Origin of the sequence: Mycobacterium farcinogenes (genome assembly GCF_019739075.1) — a bacterium.
Classification (GTDB): Bacteria; Actinomycetota; Actinomycetes; order Mycobacteriales; family Mycobacteriaceae; genus Mycobacterium; species Mycobacterium senegalense.
Window position 1 is genome coordinate 1,156,116 of record NZ_CP081673.1, and the last position, 20,572, is coordinate 1,176,687.

Below are 20,572 nucleotides of genomic sequence, written 5' to 3' on the forward strand. Positions count from 1 at the left end.
TTCGCGAGGGAATGGCTCGGTCTGCGGGCGACGCTGCAACGTCGCCCGCACCCGTTTCAGGCGCCTGCCGGCCGCGCCGGCATGACCACACCTCCTGTCTCTTTCAAGGCCGTTTCGATGGCAGGGTCGGTGCTCTGGTCGGTGATCAGTCCGTCCACCGCGCTGAGGTCGCAGACGCGATAGGGCGCGACCTGTCCGAGCTTGGACGAGTCGGCCAGGATGTAGCTGCGCGCACTGTTCGCGATGATCGTGCGACGCACGTCGATCTCGTCGAGATGGAAATCGGTGAGTCCTGCCGCCGCGTCCACACCGCCGGAGCCGAGCAGTGCGATGTCGGCATAGATGTCGTTGAAGAACGCTTTGGTGTGAGCGTTCGAGCAGGCCAGGTCGCCGGCCCGGACGCGGCCGCCGGCCACCAGCAGCTGGATTCCGGGGCGGTCGGCCAGCTCCACCGCGACCGGCAGCGACGGGGTGATCACGGTTCCGGTGAACCCCCGGGGGATGGCGTGGGCAACGGCCACCGCCGTCGTACCGATGTCGATGATGACGGTCTGCCCGTTCTCGAGCAGGCCCGCCGCGACCCGGGCCAGCTGGGCTTTGGCCTGGTGGCGGATCATCGTCCGCTCTGAGTAGGACGGCTCGATGGGACGGTGGTCGGCGATGGCGGCCGCGCCGCCGTGGACGCGGCGCAGCGCACCGCGCTCCTCGAGAAAGGCGAGGTCGCGGCGGACTGTCTCGGCCGACACCCCGAGGCGGCGGACGAGTTCGTCCGTGCTGATCGTCTGGGCGGTGTCTACCGCATCGACGATCGCCTCGTGGCGCTCAACCGGCAGCACGGCTGACCGTCGATGTGGATTTTTGACCGAACATGACGGTTATTGTGGAGTGTTGCCTGGCTCACGTCAACCGGACCGTAAATCAGCGCACGGCGATGCGGATGTTCTTCACCTGGCGGAATTCGTCGAGACCCTCGATCCCGCCGGTCCGCCCCGCGCCGCTCTGCTTGTAGCCGCCGTATGGGCCCTGCGGAGCGATGTCACTGAACTGGTTGATCCACACCGAACCGGATTCCAGTCGCCGGGCCACCCGGTGTGCCCGGTTGAGGTCGGTGGTCTGGACAAATGCGTTCAGTCCGTACGGGGTGTCGTTGGCGATCCGCACCGCCTCCTCCTCGTCATCGAACCGCATCACCGACACCACCGGCCCGAAGGTCTCCAGTTGCGCGAGTTCCGAGGAATTGTCCACATCGCCGAATACCGTCGGCTGGACGTAGTAGCCCTGGCAATCGATCCGCTTGCCGCCCAACAACAATTCCCCCGCACCACTGGAAACCGCGGTATCGACGGCGGCCAGGATCCGGTCGGCCGCGGCCTGACTGATCACCGGACCGAACGTGGTCGCGGGGTCCGTCGGATCACCGATAGTGGCCGAACCGACCACGGTCAGGAACCTCGCCATGAATTCGTCGTAGACCTTGTTGTGGACCAAGATTCGGCTCGCGCAGGCGCAGCTCTGTCCGGATTGCATGAGTGGGCCCTGATGCGCCGACAAGGACGCGGCCAGATCCAGGTCGGCGTCGGCGAAGATGAGGTTGGCGGATTTTCCGCCCAACTCGGTGACCACCGGTGTGAGATTGGTTGCGGCAGCCTGTAATACCTTGCGCGCGGTGGCGCCGCCGCCGGTGAAGGCGATCTTGCCGATCCCGGGATGACGCACCAACGCGTCGCCGCCCTCGGCGTCGGCGGGGACGACGCTGACCAGTCCTTCGGGGAGTCCGGCTTCGAGGCACAACTCGCCGAAGCGCAGTGCCGCAAACGGCGCCAGCTCGGAGGGTTTGAGGACGACGGCGTTACCGGCCGCAAGTGCCGGGGCGACGCACGATCCTGTGACCACCAGGGCGCCGTTCCACGGCGTGAGGACGCCGACGACCCCGTAGGGTTCGCGTTCGACGAAGTTGATGTCGAACGATCCGTTGACGGGGGTCGTCACTCCGTGCGGTTTGTCGGCGTAGCCCGCGAAATGTCGCAGGAACCGTTCGAGAAGCATTGCGGTCCCCGCGAACGAGATCGGCACCCCGTAGTCGGCCACGTTGAGCTTCGCGAGTTCGTCGAGGTGCTCGTGCACCACGTCGGCCAGGTCGATCAGCAGGTCGCGACGCCGGTCGACGGTCAGCGAGACCCATTCTCGCTGTGCTTTCGCCGCAGCCTGGACTGCTTCGTCGATCTCGGCCGGACCGGCCAGTGTCACCGTCCCGTTCGGCTGCCCGGTGGCCGGGTAGATGTGCTCGAAGATCACGCCTCGGCTTCCCATTCCTGCAATACCTGCTGCTTCTGCTCTCCGATCACCTGGTTGAGGTTCGCGGCTTTGGGCCAGCCGTAGTAGGCCGCGAAATGCAGTGCCAGCTCGTCCATTTCCTCGAACGAGACGTCGCGGCTCTTCAGCGCGGCATAGACGTGGCTGAGGATCGGCAGCGGCGCATCCTGGAACGCCACGCAGGCCACTGTCACCAGTCGTCGTTCCTTCATGCCCAGCCCGGGCCGCAGCCACATCTCCCCGAACACGAAGTTGAGGATGCCCGCGCCCGAGTACGGGTTGTCCCGGGTCGGAGCGAACGGGATGCAGTTGATGTCCCGGAACGACTGCTCGCCGCAGACCAGCCTCTTCTCCGGGTCGCTCGGCGTCGGCAGCGGCAGCAGCGGCTCGGGTGCGGGCGGGGTCGATCCCCGTTCGCGGTGAATGCGGTCCCACTGTTCGTCGACCATCATGTTGAACCGCGAGGCCTTCGGCCATCCGGCGTACACCGCGAAATGCAGGACGGTTTCCCGCATTTCGACGATGGACAGGTCGCCGCTGTTGAGTGCCGCGTAGACGTGATCGCGCAGCGGTCCTTCGGCGTCGGCCGCCGCTACGCAGGGCAGGGTGACGAATCGGCGATCGCGACGACTCAATGCGGTGCGCGGCCAGACCTCGGCGAACACGAAGTCGATGAGGTTCGCCGTGGCCGGACTGCTGTCGGAGGGAGCGGCGAACGTCATCACCTCGGCGAACTCGCGCCTACCGCGTTCGGTCCGGGTGTCGGAGGCGGTCATCGGATCGTCGCCCCGGCGTCGACCTTGAACTCCAGCCCGGTGACATGCCGGGCTTCGTCGGAGATCAGGAACAGCACCGCATTGCTGATGTCGCGGGCCTCGGTCATCTGGATCGGCAGTGCGTTCTGGAAGATCGGCCCCAGGTCTTGACGGGTGTCGTGGATCAGGGTGTGCAGCGTTTCGGGGCGTAGACCGGTGGCCACGCCGGTGGGATGCACGGTGTTGACCCGAACATTGACGGCGGCAAGCTCATTGGCCAGGGCACGGCTGAGGCCCACCACTCCGTGTTTGGACGCGGTGTAAGGCGTGTGCAGCGGTGAGCCTTTGATTCCCGCCACCGAACTGACGTTGATCAGACTTCCGCCGCGCTCCACCAGGTGCGGCAGTGCGGCCGCACAGGTGTTCCAAATGCCGATCAAGTTCACGTCCACGACGGTGCGCCACTGCTCGGCGGTGGTGGTGTCCCAGGTGCCCGCGGTCAGGACTCCGGCGTTCGCGACGGAGGCATCCAGGCCGCCCAGCTGCTCGACTCCGTCGGCGACGGCGGCGCTCAATGCAGCACCGTCGCGCACGTCGACCACATAGGTCAGGGCTTGACGGCCGTGCTTCTCGACCAGGCGGGCGGTTTCGTCCAAGTCGTCGCGGCTGGCGAGTGGATACTCCACTTCGGGCAACGAAGCGCAGATGTCGACGAGGATGACATCGGCGCCTTCTTCGGCCAGACGTACCGCGTGGCTTCGGCCCATGCCGCGTGCTGCGCCGGTGATCAGCACGCGCTTGCCGCTGACGCGCCCCATCAGAGCTTGTTCGTGAAGCCGGCGTCGACGGGGAGGGTGACCCCGGTGACGTATTTGGCAGCGTCGGAGACCAGGTAGCTGATCGTCGCGCTGATGTCTTGCGGTTCCAGCAGTGACACTGGCATCGGGTTCTGCAGGTGCGGACCGCCGTCGGGGTAGTGCTCCAGGAATGCCGTCATGGCCGGGTTGACGGCCATCATGGTGTTCACCGCGGTGGGGTGCACCGTGTTGACCCGGATGCTGTGCGGGGCAAGGGCATTGGCCAGGGTGCGCATCAGCCCGACGATGCCGTGCTTGGACGCCGCATAGCCCAGTCCGCCGCCCTGCATGCCGCCGAAGCCGCGCAGCCCAGCGGTGGAACTGGTGAAGACGATCGACCCGCCACGTCCGCCTGCTATGAGGTGGGGAATGGCGGCCTTGGCGGTGTGGAAGGAGCCGACCAGGTTCACGCCGACCGCATCGTTCCACATCTCGAGGTCTTCTTCGATGGTCACTTCGCGGAACGCGGTGGGGGCGACGCCGGCATTGGCGAGCACGATGTCCAGTCGGCCGAACTGCTCGACACCGGCATCGAGTGCGCTCTTGACGGCATGGAAGTCGCGCACGTCGGCTACCGATCCGAGCATCTTGCCGCCGGCCGCTTCGACCAGGGCGACTGTCTCGTCGAGCTCGTCGCGGCCGGCCATCGGGTACGGGTTGGATGCGATATCCGCGCAGATGTCCACGCCGATGATCGCCGCGCCTTGCTCTGCAAGCGTCACTGCGTGACTGCGTCCCTGGCCTCGGGCTACCCCGGTGATGAAGGCGACTTTTCCGTCCAGATTTCCCATGATCCTCGCTTCGCCGAATGGCTGTAACCGTGTTACAGCGGTACGGTAACGTGGTTACTCTCCGGCGGCAAGGGTGTTTCCAACAGTGACAGAAGAGCGTGATCGGATCCTCGACATCGTCGTCGAGCTCCTCGAAACCGAGGGCTACGAAGCGGTGCAGTTGCGTGAGGTGGCGCGGCGGGCCAAGACGTCGCTGGCGACGATCTACAAGCGGTACTCCACCCGCGACGAGTTGATTCTCACCGCGCTCGATTCGTGGATGGCCGAGAATCGGTACTCCGGGCTTGCCGGGCAGACACGTGAGCCGGGGGAGTCCCTCTATGAGGCGATGATGCGGATGTTTCGCACCATCTTCGAGCCATGGGAGAAACACCCCGACATGCTCAGGGCATACTCCCGGGCCAGGGCGGCGCCCGGCGGCGACCGCCTGGTGCGGCGCGGGCTCGACGCGGTGGTGCCTGCCGGCCTGTCCATCCTGGCCGGCATCGACGAAGACTTCGTGCACGACATCGACACCATCATCACCAGCCTGGTGTTCGGTTTGGTCGGCCGGTTCACCGCGGGCGAGATCGAGATCACCGAGATCCTGCCCAGCCTCGACCGGACCGTCTACTGGCTCACTGCGGGTTACGACGCGCGGCGTTAGCCGACCTGTGCGTCGATGAACCCCACGATGTCGGCGGCGACCTCTCGGTGCACGGTCTCGTTGAGGATGTCGTGCTTGCCGCCGGGAAACTCCTTGAACTGCAACGGTTCTATCTGTTCGGCATAGGCTTTCACCGCACCGGCCGGGGCGATCACATCGGCCGAACCATGCAGCGCCAGGGTGGGTACCGTGAGTTTGGGCAGCTCGGCGCCGAACCGGTCCCAGGCTCGGTCAAGCTCACGGGTCAGGGCGGCGCCGTCGGCGTCGACGAAGGCCAGCGGGTCGTTCTCCAGACTGTCCAGGTAGAACGGATCCGACGACAGCCACGTCGGGTCCAAATCCAAAGACGTGTCCGCGTCGAGCATCTCGGGGATGGGCACCAGCGGCGCGCCCGAGATGACGCCCGCCCGGTACCGGTCGGGATCGCTCAGCAACCGGAACAGGGTCACCACCGAGCCGAACGAATGTCCTTGTGCCACCAGCGGAATACCCGGGGTCGTCTGCTCGGCGAGCGCGGTCAGTGCCTCGGCCAGCGACGAACTGTCCTCTATCGTTCCGAAGTCTCCCCGGGTACCGGCAGTCAGGCCGTGCCCGAACTGGTCGACAGCCCACAGGTCGATGCCGGCGGCATTGAGCGCGAATCCGTAGCGGTGGTAGACGCCGGTGTGCTCACCGAATCCGTGCAGGAAGATGACGGTCGCGCGCGGCTGTGGTGTCGCCCAGTGCCGGTAGTAGGCCCGCCCGCGATCGTGCTCGATGAATGGCATGCCCCTTACTCTGCATCAGCGAATGCCCAGCAGCACGTCCTGCTGGTCGGCCATCCGGTCGTGAATCGCCTCGACGACAGCGGCCACTACGGGGCGGCGCAACGTCTCGGCCCGCGCCACCAGCCAGTAACTCAGTCGAACCATCAGTTCCGCGGGCAGCACCCGCACGAGGTCCTCGTGCCGGTCGGCCATGAAACACGGCAGCAGGCCCAGCCCGGCCGCCGCCCGGGTGGCCTCGACGTGAACGAACACGTTCGTGGACGTCACCGATTCGCGCATGGCCGGCGCGAAACTGGTGGCCATGTCGAGATCGTCGACCTGCAGCATCGAGTCGATGAAGTAGACCAGCGGAAAGCGGGCCAGGTCGGCAATGCCGGACGGAGTGCCGTGTTCGGTCAGGTAGTCGCGGGCGCCGTAGAGGCCCAGGCAGTAGTCGCCGAGGCGAATCGCTTCGGCGCGTCGCACCTGCGGCGCGCCCACGACGATCTCGAGGTCGAGACTCGAACGCTGCTGGGACGCCCGTCGGGTGGCGGTGACGATCTCGACTGCCAGGCGTGGGTGACGACGCTGCACCTGGGCCGCCGCGGGTGCGGCGATATAGGCGCTGAAGCCGTCGGTCGCCGAGATCCGGACCACGCCTTCGAGTTGCCGGGCGCCGGTGCCGCCGAGAGATGACACCGCGGACTCGACGGCTTCGGCGGCGGCCAAAGCGTCACGGCCGAGTTCGGTGAGTTCCCATCCTCCGCCGGCCCGGGTCAGCACCCGGCCCCCGAGGGCCTGCTCGAGCGCGGCGACGCGTCGCGAGATCGTGGTGTGGTTGATGCCGAGTTCGTCGGCCGCGGCGGTGTAGCGCCCGGACCGGCCGACGGCCAGGAGCACGAGGAGATCGTCCGCACTGGGACGCCCGGGCCGTCGCACACCGTCCATTTCTGCATTTTTGCAGACTGTTGGTGCGGTTTTACCCATTGCGGACCGATCGACGTGCATGAATACTCACCAATGCTGTCAGGGACGTCACAGTCCCCTGAGGGGATGGTCCAAGTCATAAGGAGCCGCAGATGAACGCGCCCAACGCGACCGGTCTGCGCCGTGTCGTCGCCGCCTCGATGGCGGGCACGGTGGTCGAGTGGTACGAGTTCTTCCTCTACGGCACCGCGGCCACACTGGTTTTCAACAAGCTGTTCTTCCCGGCGGGCGGCAACGAATTGGACGCCATCATGGCGGCCTTCGGCACCTACGCCATCGGTTTCCTGGCCCGCCCGCTCGGCGGCATTGTGTTCGGGCACTACGGCGACAAGTTCGGCCGCAAGAAGCTGCTGCAGTTCAGCCTGATCCTCGTCGGCCTGGCCACGTTCCTGATGGGCTGCCTGCCGACTTTCGGCCAGATCGGCTATCTGGCTCCAATCCTGCTGATAATCCTGCGTTTCCTGCAGGGTTTCGCCGTCGGCGGTGAGTGGGGCGGAGCGGTCCTGCTGGTCGCCGAACACAGCCCGAACCATTCGCGTGGCTTCTGGGCGAGTTGGCCGCAGGCCGGCGTGCCGGTGGGCAACATGCTGGCCACCGTGGTGCTGCTGGTGCTCAACGGATCTCTCAGCGACGCGGCATTCCTGTCGTGGGGTTGGCGCGTGGCGTTCTGGCTGTCGGCCGTGGTGGTGCTGATCGGCTACTACATCCGGACCAAGGTGACCGACGCGCCGATTTTCGTTGCGGCCCAACAAGAAGCAGAACAGATCAAGGCCAGCTCTTTCAGCGCGATCGAGGTACTCAAGCGCTACCCGCGCGGCGTGTTCACCGCGATGGGCCTTCGCTTCGGCGAGAACATCATGTACTACCTGGTGGTCACCTTCTCGATCACCTACCTCAAGGAGCACGTGCACTCCGACACCAGCGACATCCTGTGGTGGCTGCTCATCGCGCACACGGTGCACCTGGTGGCCATCCCGGCGGTCGGGGCGCTGTCCGACCGGTACGGGCGCCGCCCGGTGTACTTCCTCGGTGCCGTCGGTGCGGCCTGCTGGGGTTTCTTCGCCTACCCGATGATGGACAGCGGCCAATATCTTCCGGTAATCGGGGCCATCTCGCTGGGACTGGTGATCCATGCCCTGATGTATGCGCCGCAGCCCGCCCTGATGTCCGAGATGTTCCCGACCCGGATGCGTTATTCCGGTGTCTCTCTTGGCTATCAGGTCACCTCGATCGCCGCCGGATCGCTGGCCCCGATCATCGCGGTGTGGTTGTTGAAGACCTACGCCTCGTCGGTGCCGATCGCGGTGTATCTGGCCCTGGCCGCGCTGGTGACGCTGATCGCGTTGGCGTTCACCCGCGAGACCAAGGGTGCGGACCTGGCCGAGATCGACGCTGCCGACCTGCAACGGGCCGCGGCATGAGTGATCTGGCCGGCCGTACCGCCCTGGTCACCGGGGCGGCGAGCGGGATCGGCGCGGCCTGCGCCCGTGAGTTGGCCTCCCGTGGGGCCGTCGTCACGGTTGCCGACGTCGATGCCTCCGGCGCCGATGCCGCGGCCCGCGAGATCGGTGGAAAGCCCTGGGCGGTAGACCTTCTCGACGTGTCGGCACTGGAGACGCTGCAGCTGGACTGCGACATCCTGGTGAACAACGCCGGAGTGCAGAGCATCCACCCGATCCAGGAGTTCCCGCCCGAGCAATTCCGCATGCTGCTGGCGTTGATGGTCGAGGTGCCGTTTTTGTTGATCCGCGCGGCCCTGCCGCACATGTATGCCCAGGGATTCGGCCGCGTCGTCAACATCTCGTCGGTGCACGGCCTGCGCGCCTCGGAGTTCAAGTCCGGCTACGTCACCGCCAAGCACGCCCTGGAGGGCCTTTCGAAGGTGACCGCCTTGGAGGGCGGTCCGCACGGGGTGACCAGCAACTGCGTCAACCCGGGCTATGTCCGCACTCCGTTGGTCACCAAGCAGATCGCCGACCAGGCCCGCATTCACGGCATTCCCGAGCAGGACGTACTGGCCGAGGTGTTGCTGAAGGAGAGTGCGGTCAAGCAACTGGTGGAACCGGAGGAAGTCGGCGCGTTGGTAGGTTGGCTGGCGTCGCCGAGCGCCCGGATGGTGACCGGCGCGTCGTACACGATGGATGGTGGGTGGAGCGCACGATGAGTCAGCCGCAATGGGAACCGACGCCGGAAGGCGTCGAGGCTGCCCGGGTTACCGACTTCGCGAGGTTCGTCGAGGCCCGCACCGGAATCAGTGCACCCGATTATCAGAGCCTGTGGCAATGGTCCGTCGATGAGCCGGCGGCGTTCTGGGGTGCACTCTGGGATTACTTCGACTTGGGTGAGCGGCCGGAGCGGGTGCTCGTCGGCGAGGAGATGCCGGGTGTGCAGTGGTTCCCCGGCGCTCGGCTGAACTACGTCGACCAGGTGGTCCGTCAAGCCAGGGATGATCGGCCGGCCATCCTCACCGTCGCCGAAGGTGGCGCGGTCACCGAGCTGTCCTGGGCTGAATTACTGCGCCGCACCGCAGCTTTCGCGCACACCCTGCGGTCGCTGGGGGTGCACCCGGGCGATCGGGTCGTCGGTTACCTGCCCAATATCGCCGAGGCCATCATCGCGTTCCTGGCCACCGCCAGCATCGGTGCGATCTGGAGTGCCTGCGGGCAGGACTACACCGCGAAGGCGGCCCTGGACCGGCTCGGCCAGTTGGAGCCGACCGTGTTGGTGACCGCCGACGGATACCACTTCGGCGGTAAGTCCCATGACAAGAGTTCCGACATCGCCGCGGTGCGCGACGGCCTACCCACGTTGAAGGCGTCGGTACTCGTGTCGCGGCTGGGCGGTGCCCGGGAGGACTGGCTGGACTGGGAATCCGCGTGCGCTGGCAAGGCCGAATTGACCACGACACCAGTCGATTTCGATCACCCGCTGTGGGTGCTGTACTCGTCGGGCACCACCGGGTTACCCAAGGGCATCATGCATGGGCACGGCGGTGTGCTGCTCGAACACCTCAAGGCGGTGGCACTGCAGTCCGACATCGGCCAGGATGACACGTTCTTCTGGTACACCAGCCCGAGCTGGATGATGTGGAACTTCCAGGTGGCCGGGCTGTTGGTCGGGGCCACCATCGTCTGCTACGAGGGCAGTCCCACGTATCCGACGGCCGATGCGTTGTGGCACATCGCTGCCACGGTCCACGCGACCGTCCTGGGTACCAGCCCCGGCTATGTGCTGGCGTGCGCCAAGGCCGGTGCCGTCCCCCGGGAAGAACACGACCTTTCCGCGCTGAAAACCGTTGGCATCACCGGCTCGTCGTTGCCACCGGCATCGGCGCTGTGGTTGCGCGACAACGTCGGCGAGCGGGTTCAGGTCTCCTCTCTGAGTGGCGGCACCGACGTGGTGTCGGCGTTCATCGGCGGTGCGCCCACGGTGCCGGTGTGGCCGGGCGAGCTGTCCACCCGCTATCTCGGGGCGGCGGTCGACGCCTGGGATGAGTCCGGCAAGCCCGTGCGCGGCGAGGTCGGCGAACTGGTGATCACCAAGCCGCTGCCGTCGATGCCCATCGCGTTCTGGAACGATGCCGACGGATCCCGTTATCGCGCAGCGTATTTCGAGATGTTCCCGGGCGTGTGGCGCCACGGTGACTGGATCACCATCACCGACCACGACAGCATCGTCGTGCACGGTCGGTCGGACTCCACACTGAACCGCAACGGTATCCGCATGGGCAGCGCCGACATCTACCAGTCGGTGGAGCGGTTGCCCGAGATCGCCGAGGCGCTGGTGATCGGGGCCGAACAACCCGACGGCGGCTACTGGATGCCGTTGTTCGTCGTGCTGGCCGAGGGCATCGAGCTCACCGACGCGGTGCGGGACAAGATCATTCAGACCATCCGCACCGAGGTGTCGCCTCGGCACGTGCCCGACGATATCCTCGTCGCCCCCGGTATCCCGCACACCCGCACCGGCAAGAAGCTCGAAGTGCCGATCAAGAAGCTCTTCCAGGGAGCGGAGGCCGCCAAGGTGGTGGAGCGCTCGGCCGTAGACAACCCAGATCTGCTGGATTGGTACGCGGCCGTCAAGCGGTAGGCCAATCCGCCATCTCTTGTCCCTGGGTGGTGGCATAATCGAACATGTGTTCGAAGGTGGGTGCGAGTCTGATGTTGCGTTGATCGACAAGATCAGCGCGGCCGCGCGGGCGGAGTCGGTGGCGATCGCTGCTCGGCTGGCCGCGATCGCGGCCTTGGACACGCTGCGGGAACAGGAACTGATCGACTCGATTTTGTGGCGCACCGATCCGTATGAAGAGGTGTGTGCTGAGGTGTCGGCAGCCATGCGGATCGCCCGCGGCCGCGCCGGCACCCAGGTTCACCACGCCCGAGTACTACGCGACAAACTGCCCCAGGTCGCAGCCCGCTTCGCCGTCGGCGACATCGACTACCGGGTGGTGCGAATGATCATCGCCCGCACCGGCATCGTCGACGAAACAGTCTGGGCCGCGCTGGATGCCGAACTGGCCGGCCGGGCCCATCAATGGATGCGATTCTCCGAACGACAACTACGCGACCGGATCGATCACTGGATCGCCCAACACGACCCCCACGGGGTACGGGTACCCCCAGACCTGGCCCAAGACCGGTTCGTGCAGGTCGACCCGGGCCGCCCCGGTGCGGCCACGATCTGGGCGAACGTGGACACCGAAGACGCCGCCGCGCTCGACCAACGCCTGGATGCGATCGCCGACACCGTGTGTGAGCACGATCCACGCACCCGGGAACGGCGCCGCGCCGATGCGATCGGCCCGCTGGCCCGGCTCGAAGCCCATCTGGTCTGCCGGTGTGGCCGCGACGACTGCCCGGCCGCCCAGAAACGGGCCGCCGCTGATGCCGCCGTGCTGCATGTGTTGGCCCAACGCGCCACCGTCGACGGCACCTCCGACGCCCCGGGATATCTGCCCGGGTACGGGATCCTGCCCGCCGAATCAGTACGCAACCTGGCCGGTCGCGCCACGATCAAACCGGTCCGCGTACCGACTACTGCCCGCAGCGGCGCGGCACAGGCCAGCGAGTCGGCAGGCACGGCTGAGGCGACCGGACCCCGCACACCGGTCGAGAACACCGACACGCAAACCGACCCCGGTGAGGCATCTGAGCCTGGGTATCGCCCGTCGGTGGCGTTGTCGGAGTTCATCCGCTGGCGGGATCTGACCTGCCGGTTCCCCGGCTGCGACGCCCCGGTAGCGCGCTGCGACATCGACCACACCGCGCCCTGGCCGGTAGGTCCGACGCATCCGTCCAACACCAAGCTCTACTGCCGGGCACATCACTTGATCAAAACGTTCTGCCCCGGCTGGTCAGACCGCCAATTCCCCGACGGCACCGTCGAAATCACCACACCCACCGGCCACACCTACCTCACCGAACCCCACGGTGCGGCACTGTTTCCCGACCTGGCCCACCCAACCGGGGACCTGGACCTCCCGGCGCCGCCGGCACCGAACACCGATCCCACCCGGGCCGCGAAGATGCCCAAACGCACACAAACCCGCGAACAAGACCGCCAAGACCGCATCAACGAAGAACGACGCCTCCGCGCCGAACTCAACAACGACCTCGAAACCGAACGCCAATACCAAGCCTGGCTCGCCGAACAATACGAACCACCCCCACCCTTCTGAGCGGAGGGCGTCAGCCCAACCAGGTACCGATGCGGCGCAACGCCTCTTCGATGTCGCTGGTTGGGCCGGCGAAAGACAGCCGGACATAGGAATTGCCGCGGACGGTGTCGAAGTCGATGCCTGGTGCGATGGCAACTCCAGTGTCGGACAAGAGCTTTGAACACCAGGCTAGGGAGTCGTCGGTGTAATCGCTGACGTCGGCGTACACGTAGAAGGCACCGTCGGTCGGGGCCAGCCGATCGAGACCGATGCCGCGCAGGCCGTCGAGCAGCAGTGTGCGGTTGTCGGCGTAGTGCGACAGCAGTCCGTCGGCCTCGGCCAGTGACCCTGGCGTGAACGCGGCCACCGCGGCATGCTGTGCCAGCGCCGGCGGGCAGATGGTGAAGTTGCCGGTGAGCCGGTCTACCGCGCGCTGCAAGCCCGTGGGCACCAGCAGCCAGCCCAGCCGCCAGCCGGTCATGGCGAAATACTTGGAGAAGCTGTTGACCACCACGGCGTTTCGTGAGGTCTCCCATGCGCAGCTGGTGTCGGGGGCACCCGGGTAGACCAGGCCGTGGTAGACCTCGTCGCTGATCAGCCGCACGCCCGCCTCGTCACACCAACGCGCGATCGCAGCCAACTCTGTAGGCGGGATGACCGTGCCGGTCGGGTTGGCCGGGCTGGCGACGATCACTCCGGCGACCGGGGGATCGAGTGCCTCGAGCATCTCGACGGTCGGCTGGAACCGGGTTTCGGGGCCGCATGGCATCTCCACCACCTCGCAGCCGAGCGCGGTGAGGATGTTGCGGTAACACGGGTAGCCCGGGCTGGCGATCGCCACGCGATCCCCGACGTCGAAGCAGGCCAGGAAAGTCAGCAGGAAACCGCCCGAGGAGCCGGTGGTGAGTACCACCTCGTCCACGCTGACGTCGACGCCGTACTTGCGGTACGACGCGGCGATTTCGGCGCGCAGCTCGGGGAGTCCGAGGGCGACGGTGTAGCCGAGCGAGCCCTGATTCAATGCGGCGACGGCAGCCTCGCGTACTGCGGTCGGTGCCCCGGCGCTGGGCTGGCCGGCCGAGAGGTTGACCAGGTCGCCATGCGAGCGCTGGCGTTCGTCAGCGGCCAGCCACACGTCCATGACGTGGAACGGCGGGATCCCTGCTCTGAGCGACACGTCCATCCGAGCCAGGCTAGAACACCTCGGCTTCGAGCCGGCGCAGATGCTGACGCGGCGGACCCAGCAGCTGGGCGCTGCCGTGCGCGCGCTTGAAGTACAGCTGAATGTCGCTTTCCCAGGTGATCGCGATACCGCCATGCATCTGGATGGCTTCGGCCGTCACCGCCGACAGTGCTTCGCTGGCGAAGTAACGGGCCAGCGAGGCCGACGTCGGAGACGGTTCGGCGATGGCGTCGTTGACGACGGCACGCGCTGCCGACACCTTGACGTACAGGTCGGCCATCCGGTGCTTGAGCGCCTGGAAGCTGCCGATCGCGCGGCCGAACTGCACGCGGTCCTTGGTGTAGGCGACGGTCAGGTCGAGGCAGCGGGATGCGGCACCGATCTGTTCGGCGGCCATCAGCAGGGCCGCGGTGTCGGCCAAGCCGGGGTCGGCGCCGAGGATGACCGTGTCGCCCGGGATCACCGCGGACAACCGGCGGGTGAGATCCATCGTGGTCTTGGGGGTGGCGGTGAACGTGGTCCAGCGGGTCAGGTTCGCCCCGTCGACGCCGATGACGACATCGGCGACGTCACCGTTGATGACGTACTCGGGGTCGAAGGCCACGGTGCCGATGGACGAGCCCTCGGCCAGAGCCTCCAGCGGTTCGTGATCGTCGGTGGCCAGCAGGGCGAGCTCAGCCAGAGTCGTGCCCAGCAACGGGGTCGGCACCAGGGCCTTGCCGAGTTCTTCGAGAACCACTGCGGCGTCGGCAAGTTCGCCTCCGGCGCCGCCGAGCTCCTCGGGAACCACCAGTGCGGCCGCACCGACCTGCTCGCACAGCAGGGCCCACAGCTTCTCGTCGTAGCCGCGCTCGGATTCCATCGCGGCGCGGACGGCCTCAGGCGAGGCATGCTTGTCCACCAGCGCGGCGACGGTTTCGCGTAGCAGTTGCCGTTCTTCACTCACGAGATGGCCTCCAGCAGTCGACGACGGTGTGCGGTCGGATCGCCCCAGGCGCTGCGCAACGCCTGCACGCGCAGCAGCGACAGGGACAAGTCGTGTTCCTGGGTGAACCCGATGGCACCGTGGGTCTGCAGCGCCGAGCGGGCGGCCAGCAGAGCGGCGTCGGCGGCGGCCACCTTGGCGGCACTGATGTCGCGTGCGGTGTCGGATGAGCCCTCTGCCAGCGACAGTGCGGCGCCGTAGACCAAGGGACGGGCCAGCTCGACGGCGATGTGCACGTCGGCCAGCTTGTGCTTGATGGCCTGATACGAGCCGATGATGCGGCCGAACTGCGCACGCTGCTTGGCGTACTCGACCGACTGGTCCAGCATTGCTTGGCCGGCGCCCACCAACTGGGCGGCGGTGGCCAGGACGCCGAACTCGTAGGCGCGGGCGGTGTCAGCGGTCTGAGTATCCCCGGAGGCACTGACGTCGAACAGCTTCCGGGTGGGGTCGACGGAATCGTGTGCGGCGCCCGCGGTGGCTTCACCCACCTGTCCGTCGGCGGCCAGCAGTGTCAGTCCGGCGAAATCGGCGTTGACGGCTCGCGGCGCCTGGGGCGGCATGGCGACGGTCGCGATGAGCTCGCCGGCGGCCAGTGCTCCCGAACGCTCGTCGTTCGCGAGCAGAATCGGTGCGACGGCGATCGATTCGGTCACCGGGCCCGGGACGGCCCAGTAGCCCAAGCGCTCCAAAGCGACGACGAGGTCGACAGGGCTGGCGTCGATACCGTCGTACTTCTCGGGTACCAGCAGTGCGGTGACCCCGAGGTCGGTCAACTGTGCCCAGACTTTGCGGCCCGGCCCGGTGTCACCTTCACCCCAGGCTCGTACCGCGGCCGGGACATCGGCGGCGCTCAGTGCGGCGTCGATGCTGGCCGCGAAGTCCCGCTGCTGTTCGTCAATCTCGAAGTTCATGCCTCGACTCCCACTCGCTCCGGTCCTCGCTCGTTCCTCGCTGCGATCCTCACTCGTGGTCGTCCTCGGGGATTCACTTCGGCTCCCGGGGCAGGCCAAGAAGGCGCTCGGCAATGATGTTGCGCTGGATCTCGTTGGTGCCCGCGTAGATCGGGCCGCCGAGGGCGAACAGCAGGCCTTCGGTCCAGTGATCGACCAGCTCTGCGTCCGGACCCTGCAAGTCCAGGGCGGTTTGGTGCAGTGCGACGTCCAGGTCGGACCAGAACACCTTGGTCACCGAGGACTCGGCGCCCAGCTCGCCACCATTGGCCAGGCGGGTGACGGTGCCGAAAGTGTGCAGCCGGTAGGCCTGGGCCTTGATCCAGGCATCGGCGACGCGGTCGGTGAAGACCGGGTCTGGGTTGGACTTCCACTGTGCTACAAGACGTTCGGCAGGCGCGAGGAAGCGGGCCGGGCTGCGCAACGACATGCCGCGCTCGTTGCTCGACGTGCTCATCGCCGCGCGCCAGCCGTCGTGCACGCCACCGATCACGTCGTTGTCCGGCACGAACACGTCGTCGAGGAAGATCTCGCCGAAGCCGGTGTCCCCGCCGAGCTGGGCGATCGGCCGCACGGTGATGCCGGGAGCCTTCAGATCGAACATGAAGTAGGTCAGACCCTTGTGGCGCTGGGCCTCCGGGTCGGAGCGGAACAGGCCGAAGCCGCGCTCGCCGAACGGCGCACGCGAGCTCCAGATCTTCTGTCCGTTGAGCTTCCAGCCGCCGTCGACTTTGGTGGCCGTCGAGCGCAGCGAGGCCAGGTCGCTGCCCGACTCAGGCTCCGACCAGGCTTGGGCCCAGATCTCCTCACCGCTCGCCATTTTCGGCAGCACACGCTGGAGCTGTTCTTCGGTGCCGTGGGCGAACAGGGTCGGCGCCAGCATCGCGGTGCCGTTGGCACTGGCCCGTCCGGGCGCACCGGCGTGGAAGTACTCCTCCTCGAAGACGACCCACTGCAGCAGGGTGGCATCACGGCCGCCGTACTCCTTGGGCCAGGCGATCACCGACAGTCCGGCATCGAAAAGCACCTTGTCCCAACGGCGATGCTGCTCGAAACCCTCAAGAGTGTCGTACGACTTCGTCGGGAAATGCTCCCGGTTGGCCGCCAGGAAGTCGCGGACCTCGGCCCGAAAGGCCTCGGTCTCGTCATCGAATGTCAGGTCCATTGCACCCCTTCTCGGGTCCCTCTGCTGCGCAGCACCGGCTTGATCACCTTGCCGCCCGGATTTCGCGGCAGCACATCCAAAAACTCCACCGATCGCGGCACCTTGAAATTCGCCAGATGCTCACGTGCATAAGCGATCACAGCGGCCTCGTCCAGCGTCACGCCCGGCTTGAGCGCCACATAAGCCTTGCCGACCTCACCGAGCCGCTCGTCGGGAACCCCGATCACCGCGGATTCGGCCACCCCGTCCAGCCGGGCCAGCACCTGCTCGATCTCGGCCGGGTACACGTTGAACCCGCCGCAGATGAACATGTCCTTGAGCCGGTCGGTGATGGTCAGGTTGCCCCGGGCGTCGAGTGTGCCGATATCACCCGTGTGCAGCCAGCCGTCGGAGTCGATGGCCTCGGCGGTGGCCTCCGGGTCATCGAGGTAGCCGAGCATGACGTTGGGCCCACGCAGCAGCACCTCACCCGAATCATCCAGGCGCAGTTCGAAATCAGCGATGGGTCGGCCGCACGTGGTGGCCACGGTAACGGCGTCGTCGTCTGCCCGGCACATCGTGCCGAACCCAGCGGCCTCGGTCAGGCCATACGCGGTCAGCACGATGTCGATGTCGAGTTCGGACTGCATCCGCTCGATCAGGACCACCGGGACGACGGCCGCCCCGGTGACCGAGAAGCGCAGCGAGGACAGGTCGTAGTCGGCCCGCTTGGGATGGTCCAGCAAGGTCTGGAAGATGGTCGGCGGACCGGGTAGCACCGTGATGCGCTGTTCGGCAATGGTTTTCAGCGCCTGCTCGGGGTTGAACGTCAGCACGGGGTACAGCGTCGCCCCGGTCTGCAGGCAGGCCAGGATGCCGGCCTTGTAGCCGAAGTTGTGGAAGAACGGGTTGATGCACAGGTAGCGGTCGGTGCTGGTGACCTGGCCGCACTCGGCCCAGGCGGCCGACCCGTCGAGTGACTGCCGGTGCGCGCATCGCACGCCCTTGCTGCGGCCGGTGGTGCCGGAGGTGAACAGGATGTCGGAGACGTCGTCGGGCTCTACTGCCGCCGCTCGTGCGTCTACCGCATCCAGGTCGGTGCCCCGGGCGACGAACTCGTCCCAGGTTCCGTCTTCCTTGTCGATCGGCACGCGCACGATGTGACGCAGCGCGGGCAGCGCGTCGCGGTCCAGTTCGGCGGTGCGGTCGGAACCGAGAAACTCGCCCGCGGCGATCAGTAGAGGGGCCTCGGTGCGAGCCAGGATGTCGCTGGCCTCGCTCGCGGTGTAGCGGGTGTTCAGCGGGACCATCTGGGCGCCGGCGTAATGCGTGGCCAGGCAGGCCACCACCCAGTGCCAGGTGTTCGGAGACCAGATCGCGACCCGGTCGCCGGGCTGGACACCGAGCGCGATCATGGCCGCGGCGGCTTGGCGTACGTGCGCGCGAAGTTCCGAATAGGTGAGGCGCTTTTGGTCGCTCACCAGGGCCTCATGGTCGGAAAACTGCACGGCAACCCGGTCCAGCACCGCTGGAACGGTGCGGCGATCGGTCGTCATCGATGCTCCCTTAACAAAGCAAGTGCTTGGTAGGTTAGCCTACAGGGGTGATAGAGGTCCAGGAGTTCCGGGCCGAGGTCCGGCAGTGGCTCGCAGACAATCTCGTTGGCGAATTCGCAGCGCTCAAGGGCCTGGGCGGACCGGGGCGTGAACACGAAGCCTTCGACGAGCGGCGGGCGTGGAATCAGCATCTGGCCGCGGCGGGGTTGACCTGCCTCGGCTGGCCGGTGGAGCACGGCGGCCGCGGGTTGTCGGTCGCCCATCGCGTTGCCTTCTACGAGGAGTACGCCCGCGCCAACGCGCCCGACAAGGTCAACCACCTCGGCGAGGAGCTGCTGGGGCCGACGCTCATCGAGTACGGCACCCCCGAACAGCAGAAGCGGTTCCTGCCCAAGATCCTCGACGTCACCGAGCTGTGGAGCCAGGGCTACTCCGAGCCCAATGCCGGTAGCGACCTGGCCAACGTGGCCACGACGGCCGAGCTCGTGGGCGACGAGTGGGTTATCAATGGTCAGAAGGTGTGGACGTCACTGGCGCACTGGGCGCAGTGGTGCTTCGTCGTGGCGCGCACGGAGAAGGGCTCCAAGCGGCACGCCGGCCTGTCCTATCTGCTGGTGCCGCTGGACCAGCCGGGCGTCGAGGTTCGCCCGATCATCCAGCTGACCGGTGACTCCGAGTTCAACGAGGTGTTCTTCGACGACGCCCGCACCGAGGCCTCGCTCGTCGTCGGCCAGCCCGGCGATGGCTGGCGCGTGGCGATGGGCACGCTGACCTTCGAGCGCGGGGTGTCCACGCTGGGCCAGCAGATCCGCTATGCCCGTGAGCATTCCAACCTGGTCGAACTGGCCAAGCGCACCGGCGCGGCCGACGATCCGCTGATCCGTCAGCGGTTGACCGAGTCGTGGACCGGTCTGCAGGCCATGCGGTCCTACGCCCTGGCCACCATGGACGTCGAGCAGCCCGGGCAGGACAACGTGTCGAAGCTGTTGTGGGCCAACTGGCATCGCGAACTCGGCGAGATCGCCATGGACGTGCAGGGCATGGCCGGGCTGACCCTGCCCGAGGGCGAGTTCGACGAGTGGCAACGGCTGTACCTGTTCTCGCGTTCGGACACCATCTACGGCGGGTCCAACGAAATCCAGCGCAACATCATCGCCGAGCGGGTGCTCGGCTTACCCCGAGAGGCAAAAGGCTGATGAGCGATCTTTCCGTCGCCCCCAAAGAGGTTGAGGGTCACGGCCTGCTCAAGGGCAAGGTCGTTCTCGTGACCGCCGCCGCCGGCACCGGCATCGGCTCGTCCACCGCGCGTCGCGCCCTGCTGGAGGGTGCCGACGTCGTGGTGTCCGACTACCACGAGCGGCGTCTGAACGAGACCCGCGACCAGCTGGCCGAGCTCGGCCTGGGACGAGTCGAGGCCGTGGTCTGCGACGTGACCTCCACCGAGGCGGTCGACGCGCTGATCGCCCGGTCGGTCGAAAAGATGGGCCGCCTGGACGTTCTGGTGAACAACGCCGGCCTGGGTGGCGAGACCCCGCTGGTCGACATGACCGACGACGAATGGGACCGCGTCCTGAACGTCACGCTGAACTCGGTCATGCGGGCCACCCGCGCCGCGCTGCGGTACTTCCGCGACGTCGAGCACGGCGGCGTGATCGTCAACAACGCCAGTGTTCTCGGCTGGCGCGCGCAGCACTCGCAGTCGCACTACGCCGCCGCCAAGGCCGGCGTGATGGCGCTGACCCGTTGCAGCGCAATCGAAGCCGTCGAGTACGGCGTGCGGATCAACGCGGTGTCACCGAGCATCGCGCGGCACAAGTTCCTGGAGCGCTCGGCCGATGCGGCCCTGCTCGACCGGCTGTCCTCGGACGAGGCGTTCGGCCGTGCGGCCGAGCCGTGGGAGATCGCCACCACGATCGCCTACCTGGCCAGTGACTACTCGAGCTACCTGACCGGCGAGGTCATCTCGGTGTCGAGCCAACGCGCCTGATCTGGTTTCTGCA

Annotated in this window: 19 protein-coding genes; 7 read left to right on the plus strand and 12 right to left on the minus strand. The window is 66.8% G+C overall.

Features of this window, described 5'->3' with window-relative positions:
- Positions 1-56: 56 nt before the first annotated feature.
- The 5 genes from K6L26_RS05405 to K6L26_RS05425 form a co-directional block, all read right to left on the minus strand.
- The gene (locus K6L26_RS05405; RefSeq protein ID WP_221852832.1) at positions 57-836 is read right to left on the minus strand and encodes a DeoR/GlpR family DNA-binding transcription regulator; all 780 of its coding nucleotides are present in this window, start codon (positions 834-836) and stop codon (positions 57-59) included.
- An 82-nt stretch (positions 837-918) separates the two neighbouring features.
- A complete protein-coding gene (locus tag K6L26_RS05410; RefSeq protein ID WP_245008696.1) occupies positions 919-2,310 on the minus strand; it encodes an aldehyde dehydrogenase family protein in 1,392 nt (463 codons plus the stop codon).
- The gene (locus K6L26_RS05415) at positions 2,292-3,089 is read right to left on the minus strand and encodes a carboxymuconolactone decarboxylase family protein (RefSeq protein ID WP_221852833.1); all 798 of its coding nucleotides are present in this window, start codon (positions 3,087-3,089) and stop codon (positions 2,292-2,294) included. The genes K6L26_RS05410 and K6L26_RS05415 overlap by 19 nt, the downstream gene beginning before the upstream one ends.
- Positions 3,086-3,886, minus strand: coding sequence for a mycofactocin-coupled SDR family oxidoreductase (locus tag K6L26_RS05420; protein WP_221852834.1), 801 nt, complete (start codon positions 3,884-3,886; stop codon positions 3,086-3,088). The genes K6L26_RS05415 and K6L26_RS05420 overlap by 4 nt, the downstream gene beginning before the upstream one ends.
- A complete protein-coding gene (locus K6L26_RS05425) occupies positions 3,886-4,716 on the minus strand; it encodes a mycofactocin-coupled SDR family oxidoreductase (RefSeq protein WP_221852835.1) in 831 nt (276 codons plus the stop codon). The genes K6L26_RS05420 and K6L26_RS05425 overlap by 1 nt, the downstream gene beginning before the upstream one ends.
- Positions 4,717-4,801: 85 nt before the next feature.
- Here K6L26_RS05425 and K6L26_RS05430 point away from each other — a divergent pair, with 85 nt between their 5' ends.
- Positions 4,802-5,362: a TetR/AcrR family transcriptional regulator gene (locus K6L26_RS05430; protein WP_221852836.1), complete on the plus strand. Its 561-nt coding sequence runs from the start codon at positions 4,802-4,804 to the stop codon at positions 5,360-5,362.
- On the opposite strand, the gene K6L26_RS05435 is transcribed toward K6L26_RS05430, so the two are convergent.
- The gene (locus tag K6L26_RS05435; protein WP_221852837.1) at positions 5,359-6,129 is read right to left on the minus strand and encodes an alpha/beta hydrolase; all 771 of its coding nucleotides are present in this window, start codon (positions 6,127-6,129) and stop codon (positions 5,359-5,361) included. The genes K6L26_RS05430 and K6L26_RS05435 overlap by 4 nt on opposite strands.
- A gap of 15 nt (positions 6,130-6,144) precedes the next feature.
- Positions 6,145-7,056 (minus strand): LysR family transcriptional regulator, encoded by a 912-nt coding sequence (locus tag K6L26_RS05440; RefSeq protein WP_221852838.1) that lies wholly within the window; start codon positions 7,054-7,056, stop codon positions 6,145-6,147.
- A 131-nt stretch (positions 7,057-7,187) separates the two neighbouring features.
- On the opposite strand from K6L26_RS05440, the gene K6L26_RS05445 reads away from it, so the two are divergent.
- From K6L26_RS05445 to K6L26_RS05460, 4 genes are read left to right on the plus strand one after another with little or no spacing between them, the layout of a single operon-like run.
- On the plus strand, positions 7,188-8,516 hold the full coding sequence (locus K6L26_RS05445; protein WP_019348398.1) for an MFS transporter: 1,329 nt from the start codon (positions 7,188-7,190) through the stop codon (positions 8,514-8,516).
- Positions 8,513-9,259: a 3-hydroxybutyrate dehydrogenase gene (locus K6L26_RS05450; protein ID WP_221852839.1), complete on the plus strand. Its 747-nt coding sequence runs from the start codon at positions 8,513-8,515 to the stop codon at positions 9,257-9,259. Before K6L26_RS05445 ends, K6L26_RS05450 begins: the two co-directional genes overlap by 4 nt.
- Positions 9,256-11,184: an acetoacetate--CoA ligase gene (locus tag K6L26_RS05455; protein ID WP_221852840.1), complete on the plus strand. Its 1,929-nt coding sequence runs from the start codon at positions 9,256-9,258 to the stop codon at positions 11,182-11,184. The genes K6L26_RS05450 and K6L26_RS05455 overlap by 4 nt, the downstream gene beginning before the upstream one ends.
- A gap of 46 nt (positions 11,185-11,230) precedes the next feature.
- A complete protein-coding gene (locus tag K6L26_RS05460) occupies positions 11,231-12,772 on the plus strand; it encodes an HNH endonuclease signature motif containing protein (RefSeq protein WP_221852841.1) in 1,542 nt (513 codons plus the stop codon).
- A gap of 10 nt (positions 12,773-12,782) precedes the next feature.
- On the opposite strand, the gene K6L26_RS05465 is transcribed toward K6L26_RS05460, so the two are convergent.
- The 5 genes from K6L26_RS05465 to fadD3 all read right to left on the minus strand — a co-directional run bounded on the left by K6L26_RS05465 (position 12,783) and on the right by fadD3 (position 18,572).
- Entirely contained in the window at positions 12,783-13,934 is a 1,152-nt protein-coding gene (locus tag K6L26_RS05465; protein WP_221852842.1) for a pyridoxal phosphate-dependent aminotransferase, read from the minus strand.
- Between the two features lie 10 nt (positions 13,935-13,944).
- Positions 13,945-14,880, minus strand: coding sequence for an acyl-CoA dehydrogenase IpdE2 (gene ipdE2, locus K6L26_RS05470; protein WP_019347071.1), 936 nt, complete (start codon positions 14,878-14,880; stop codon positions 13,945-13,947).
- Positions 14,877-15,833: an acyl-CoA dehydrogenase family protein gene (locus K6L26_RS05475; RefSeq protein ID WP_036391632.1), complete on the minus strand. Its 957-nt coding sequence runs from the start codon at positions 15,831-15,833 to the stop codon at positions 14,877-14,879. Before K6L26_RS05475 ends, ipdE2 begins: the two co-directional genes overlap by 4 nt.
- Before the next feature lie 73 nt (positions 15,834-15,906).
- Positions 15,907-17,037 carry an acyl-CoA dehydrogenase family protein gene (locus K6L26_RS05480; RefSeq protein ID WP_019347073.1) on the minus strand — a complete coding sequence of 377 codons (1,131 nt, stop codon included), beginning with the start codon at positions 17,035-17,037 and terminating at the stop codon, positions 15,907-15,909.
- Positions 17,028-18,572, minus strand: a complete 1,545-nt coding sequence (fadD3, locus tag K6L26_RS05485; protein ID WP_221852843.1) for a 3-((3aS,4S,7aS)-7a-methyl-1,5-dioxo-octahydro-1H-inden-4-yl)propanoate--CoA ligase FadD3 — start codon at positions 18,570-18,572, stop codon at positions 17,028-17,030. The genes K6L26_RS05480 and fadD3 overlap by 10 nt, the downstream gene beginning before the upstream one ends.
- 47 nt (positions 18,573-18,619) lie before the next feature.
- Between fadD3 and ipdE1 the strand changes: the two genes are divergently transcribed.
- The gene (gene ipdE1, locus K6L26_RS05490; protein WP_221852844.1) at positions 18,620-19,768 is read left to right on the plus strand and encodes an acyl-CoA dehydrogenase IpdE1; all 1,149 of its coding nucleotides are present in this window, start codon (positions 18,620-18,622) and stop codon (positions 19,766-19,768) included.
- Complete coding sequence (gene ipdF / locus K6L26_RS05495) at positions 19,768-20,559, plus strand: (5R,7aS)-5-hydroxy-7a-methyl-1-oxo-2,3,5,6,7,7a-hexahydro-1H-indene-carboxyl-CoA reductase (RefSeq protein ID WP_221852845.1); 792 nt, start codon at positions 19,768-19,770, stop codon at positions 20,557-20,559. Before ipdE1 ends, ipdF begins: the two co-directional genes overlap by 1 nt.
- The last annotated feature ends 13 nt before the right edge of the window (positions 20,560-20,572 follow it).

Coding starts and splice junctions, on each gene's coding strand:
- K6L26_RS05410 (WP_245008696.1), bottom strand. CDS start 2,310: ATGGGAAGCCGAGGCGTGATCTTCGAGCACATCTACCCGGCCACCGGG.
- K6L26_RS05415 (WP_221852833.1), bottom strand. CDS start 3,089: ATGACCGCCTCCGACACCCGGACCGAACGCGGTAGGCGCGAGTTCGCC.
- K6L26_RS05420 (WP_221852834.1), bottom strand. CDS start 3,886: ATGGGGCGCGTCAGCGGCAAGCGCGTGCTGATCACCGGCGCAGCACGC.
- K6L26_RS05425 (WP_221852835.1), bottom strand. CDS start 4,716: ATGGGAAATCTGGACGGAAAAGTCGCCTTCATCACCGGGGTAGCCCGA.
- K6L26_RS05435 (WP_221852837.1), bottom strand. CDS start 6,129: ATGCCATTCATCGAGCACGATCGCGGGCGGGCCTACTACCGGCACTGG.
- K6L26_RS05440 (WP_221852838.1), bottom strand. CDS start 7,056: ATGGACGGTGTGCGACGGCCCGGGCGTCCCAGTGCGGACGATCTCCTC.
- K6L26_RS05445 (WP_019348398.1), top strand. CDS start 7,188: ATGAACGCGCCCAACGCGACCGGTCTGCGCCGTGTCGTCGCCGCCTCG.
- K6L26_RS05450 (WP_221852839.1), top strand. CDS start 8,513: ATGAGTGATCTGGCCGGCCGTACCGCCCTGGTCACCGGGGCGGCGAGC.
- K6L26_RS05455 (WP_221852840.1), top strand. CDS start 9,256: ATGAGTCAGCCGCAATGGGAACCGACGCCGGAAGGCGTCGAGGCTGCC.
- K6L26_RS05465 (WP_221852842.1), bottom strand. CDS start 13,934: ATGGACGTGTCGCTCAGAGCAGGGATCCCGCCGTTCCACGTCATGGAC.
- K6L26_RS05475 (WP_036391632.1), bottom strand. CDS start 15,833: ATGAACTTCGAGATTGACGAACAGCAGCGGGACTTCGCGGCCAGCATC.
- K6L26_RS05480 (WP_019347073.1), bottom strand. CDS start 17,037: ATGGACCTGACATTCGATGACGAGACCGAGGCCTTTCGGGCCGAGGTC.
- fadD3 (WP_221852843.1), bottom strand. CDS start 18,572: ATGACGACCGATCGCCGCACCGTTCCAGCGGTGCTGGACCGGGTTGCC.
- ipdF (WP_221852845.1), top strand. CDS start 19,768: ATGAGCGATCTTTCCGTCGCCCCCAAAGAGGTTGAGGGTCACGGCCTG.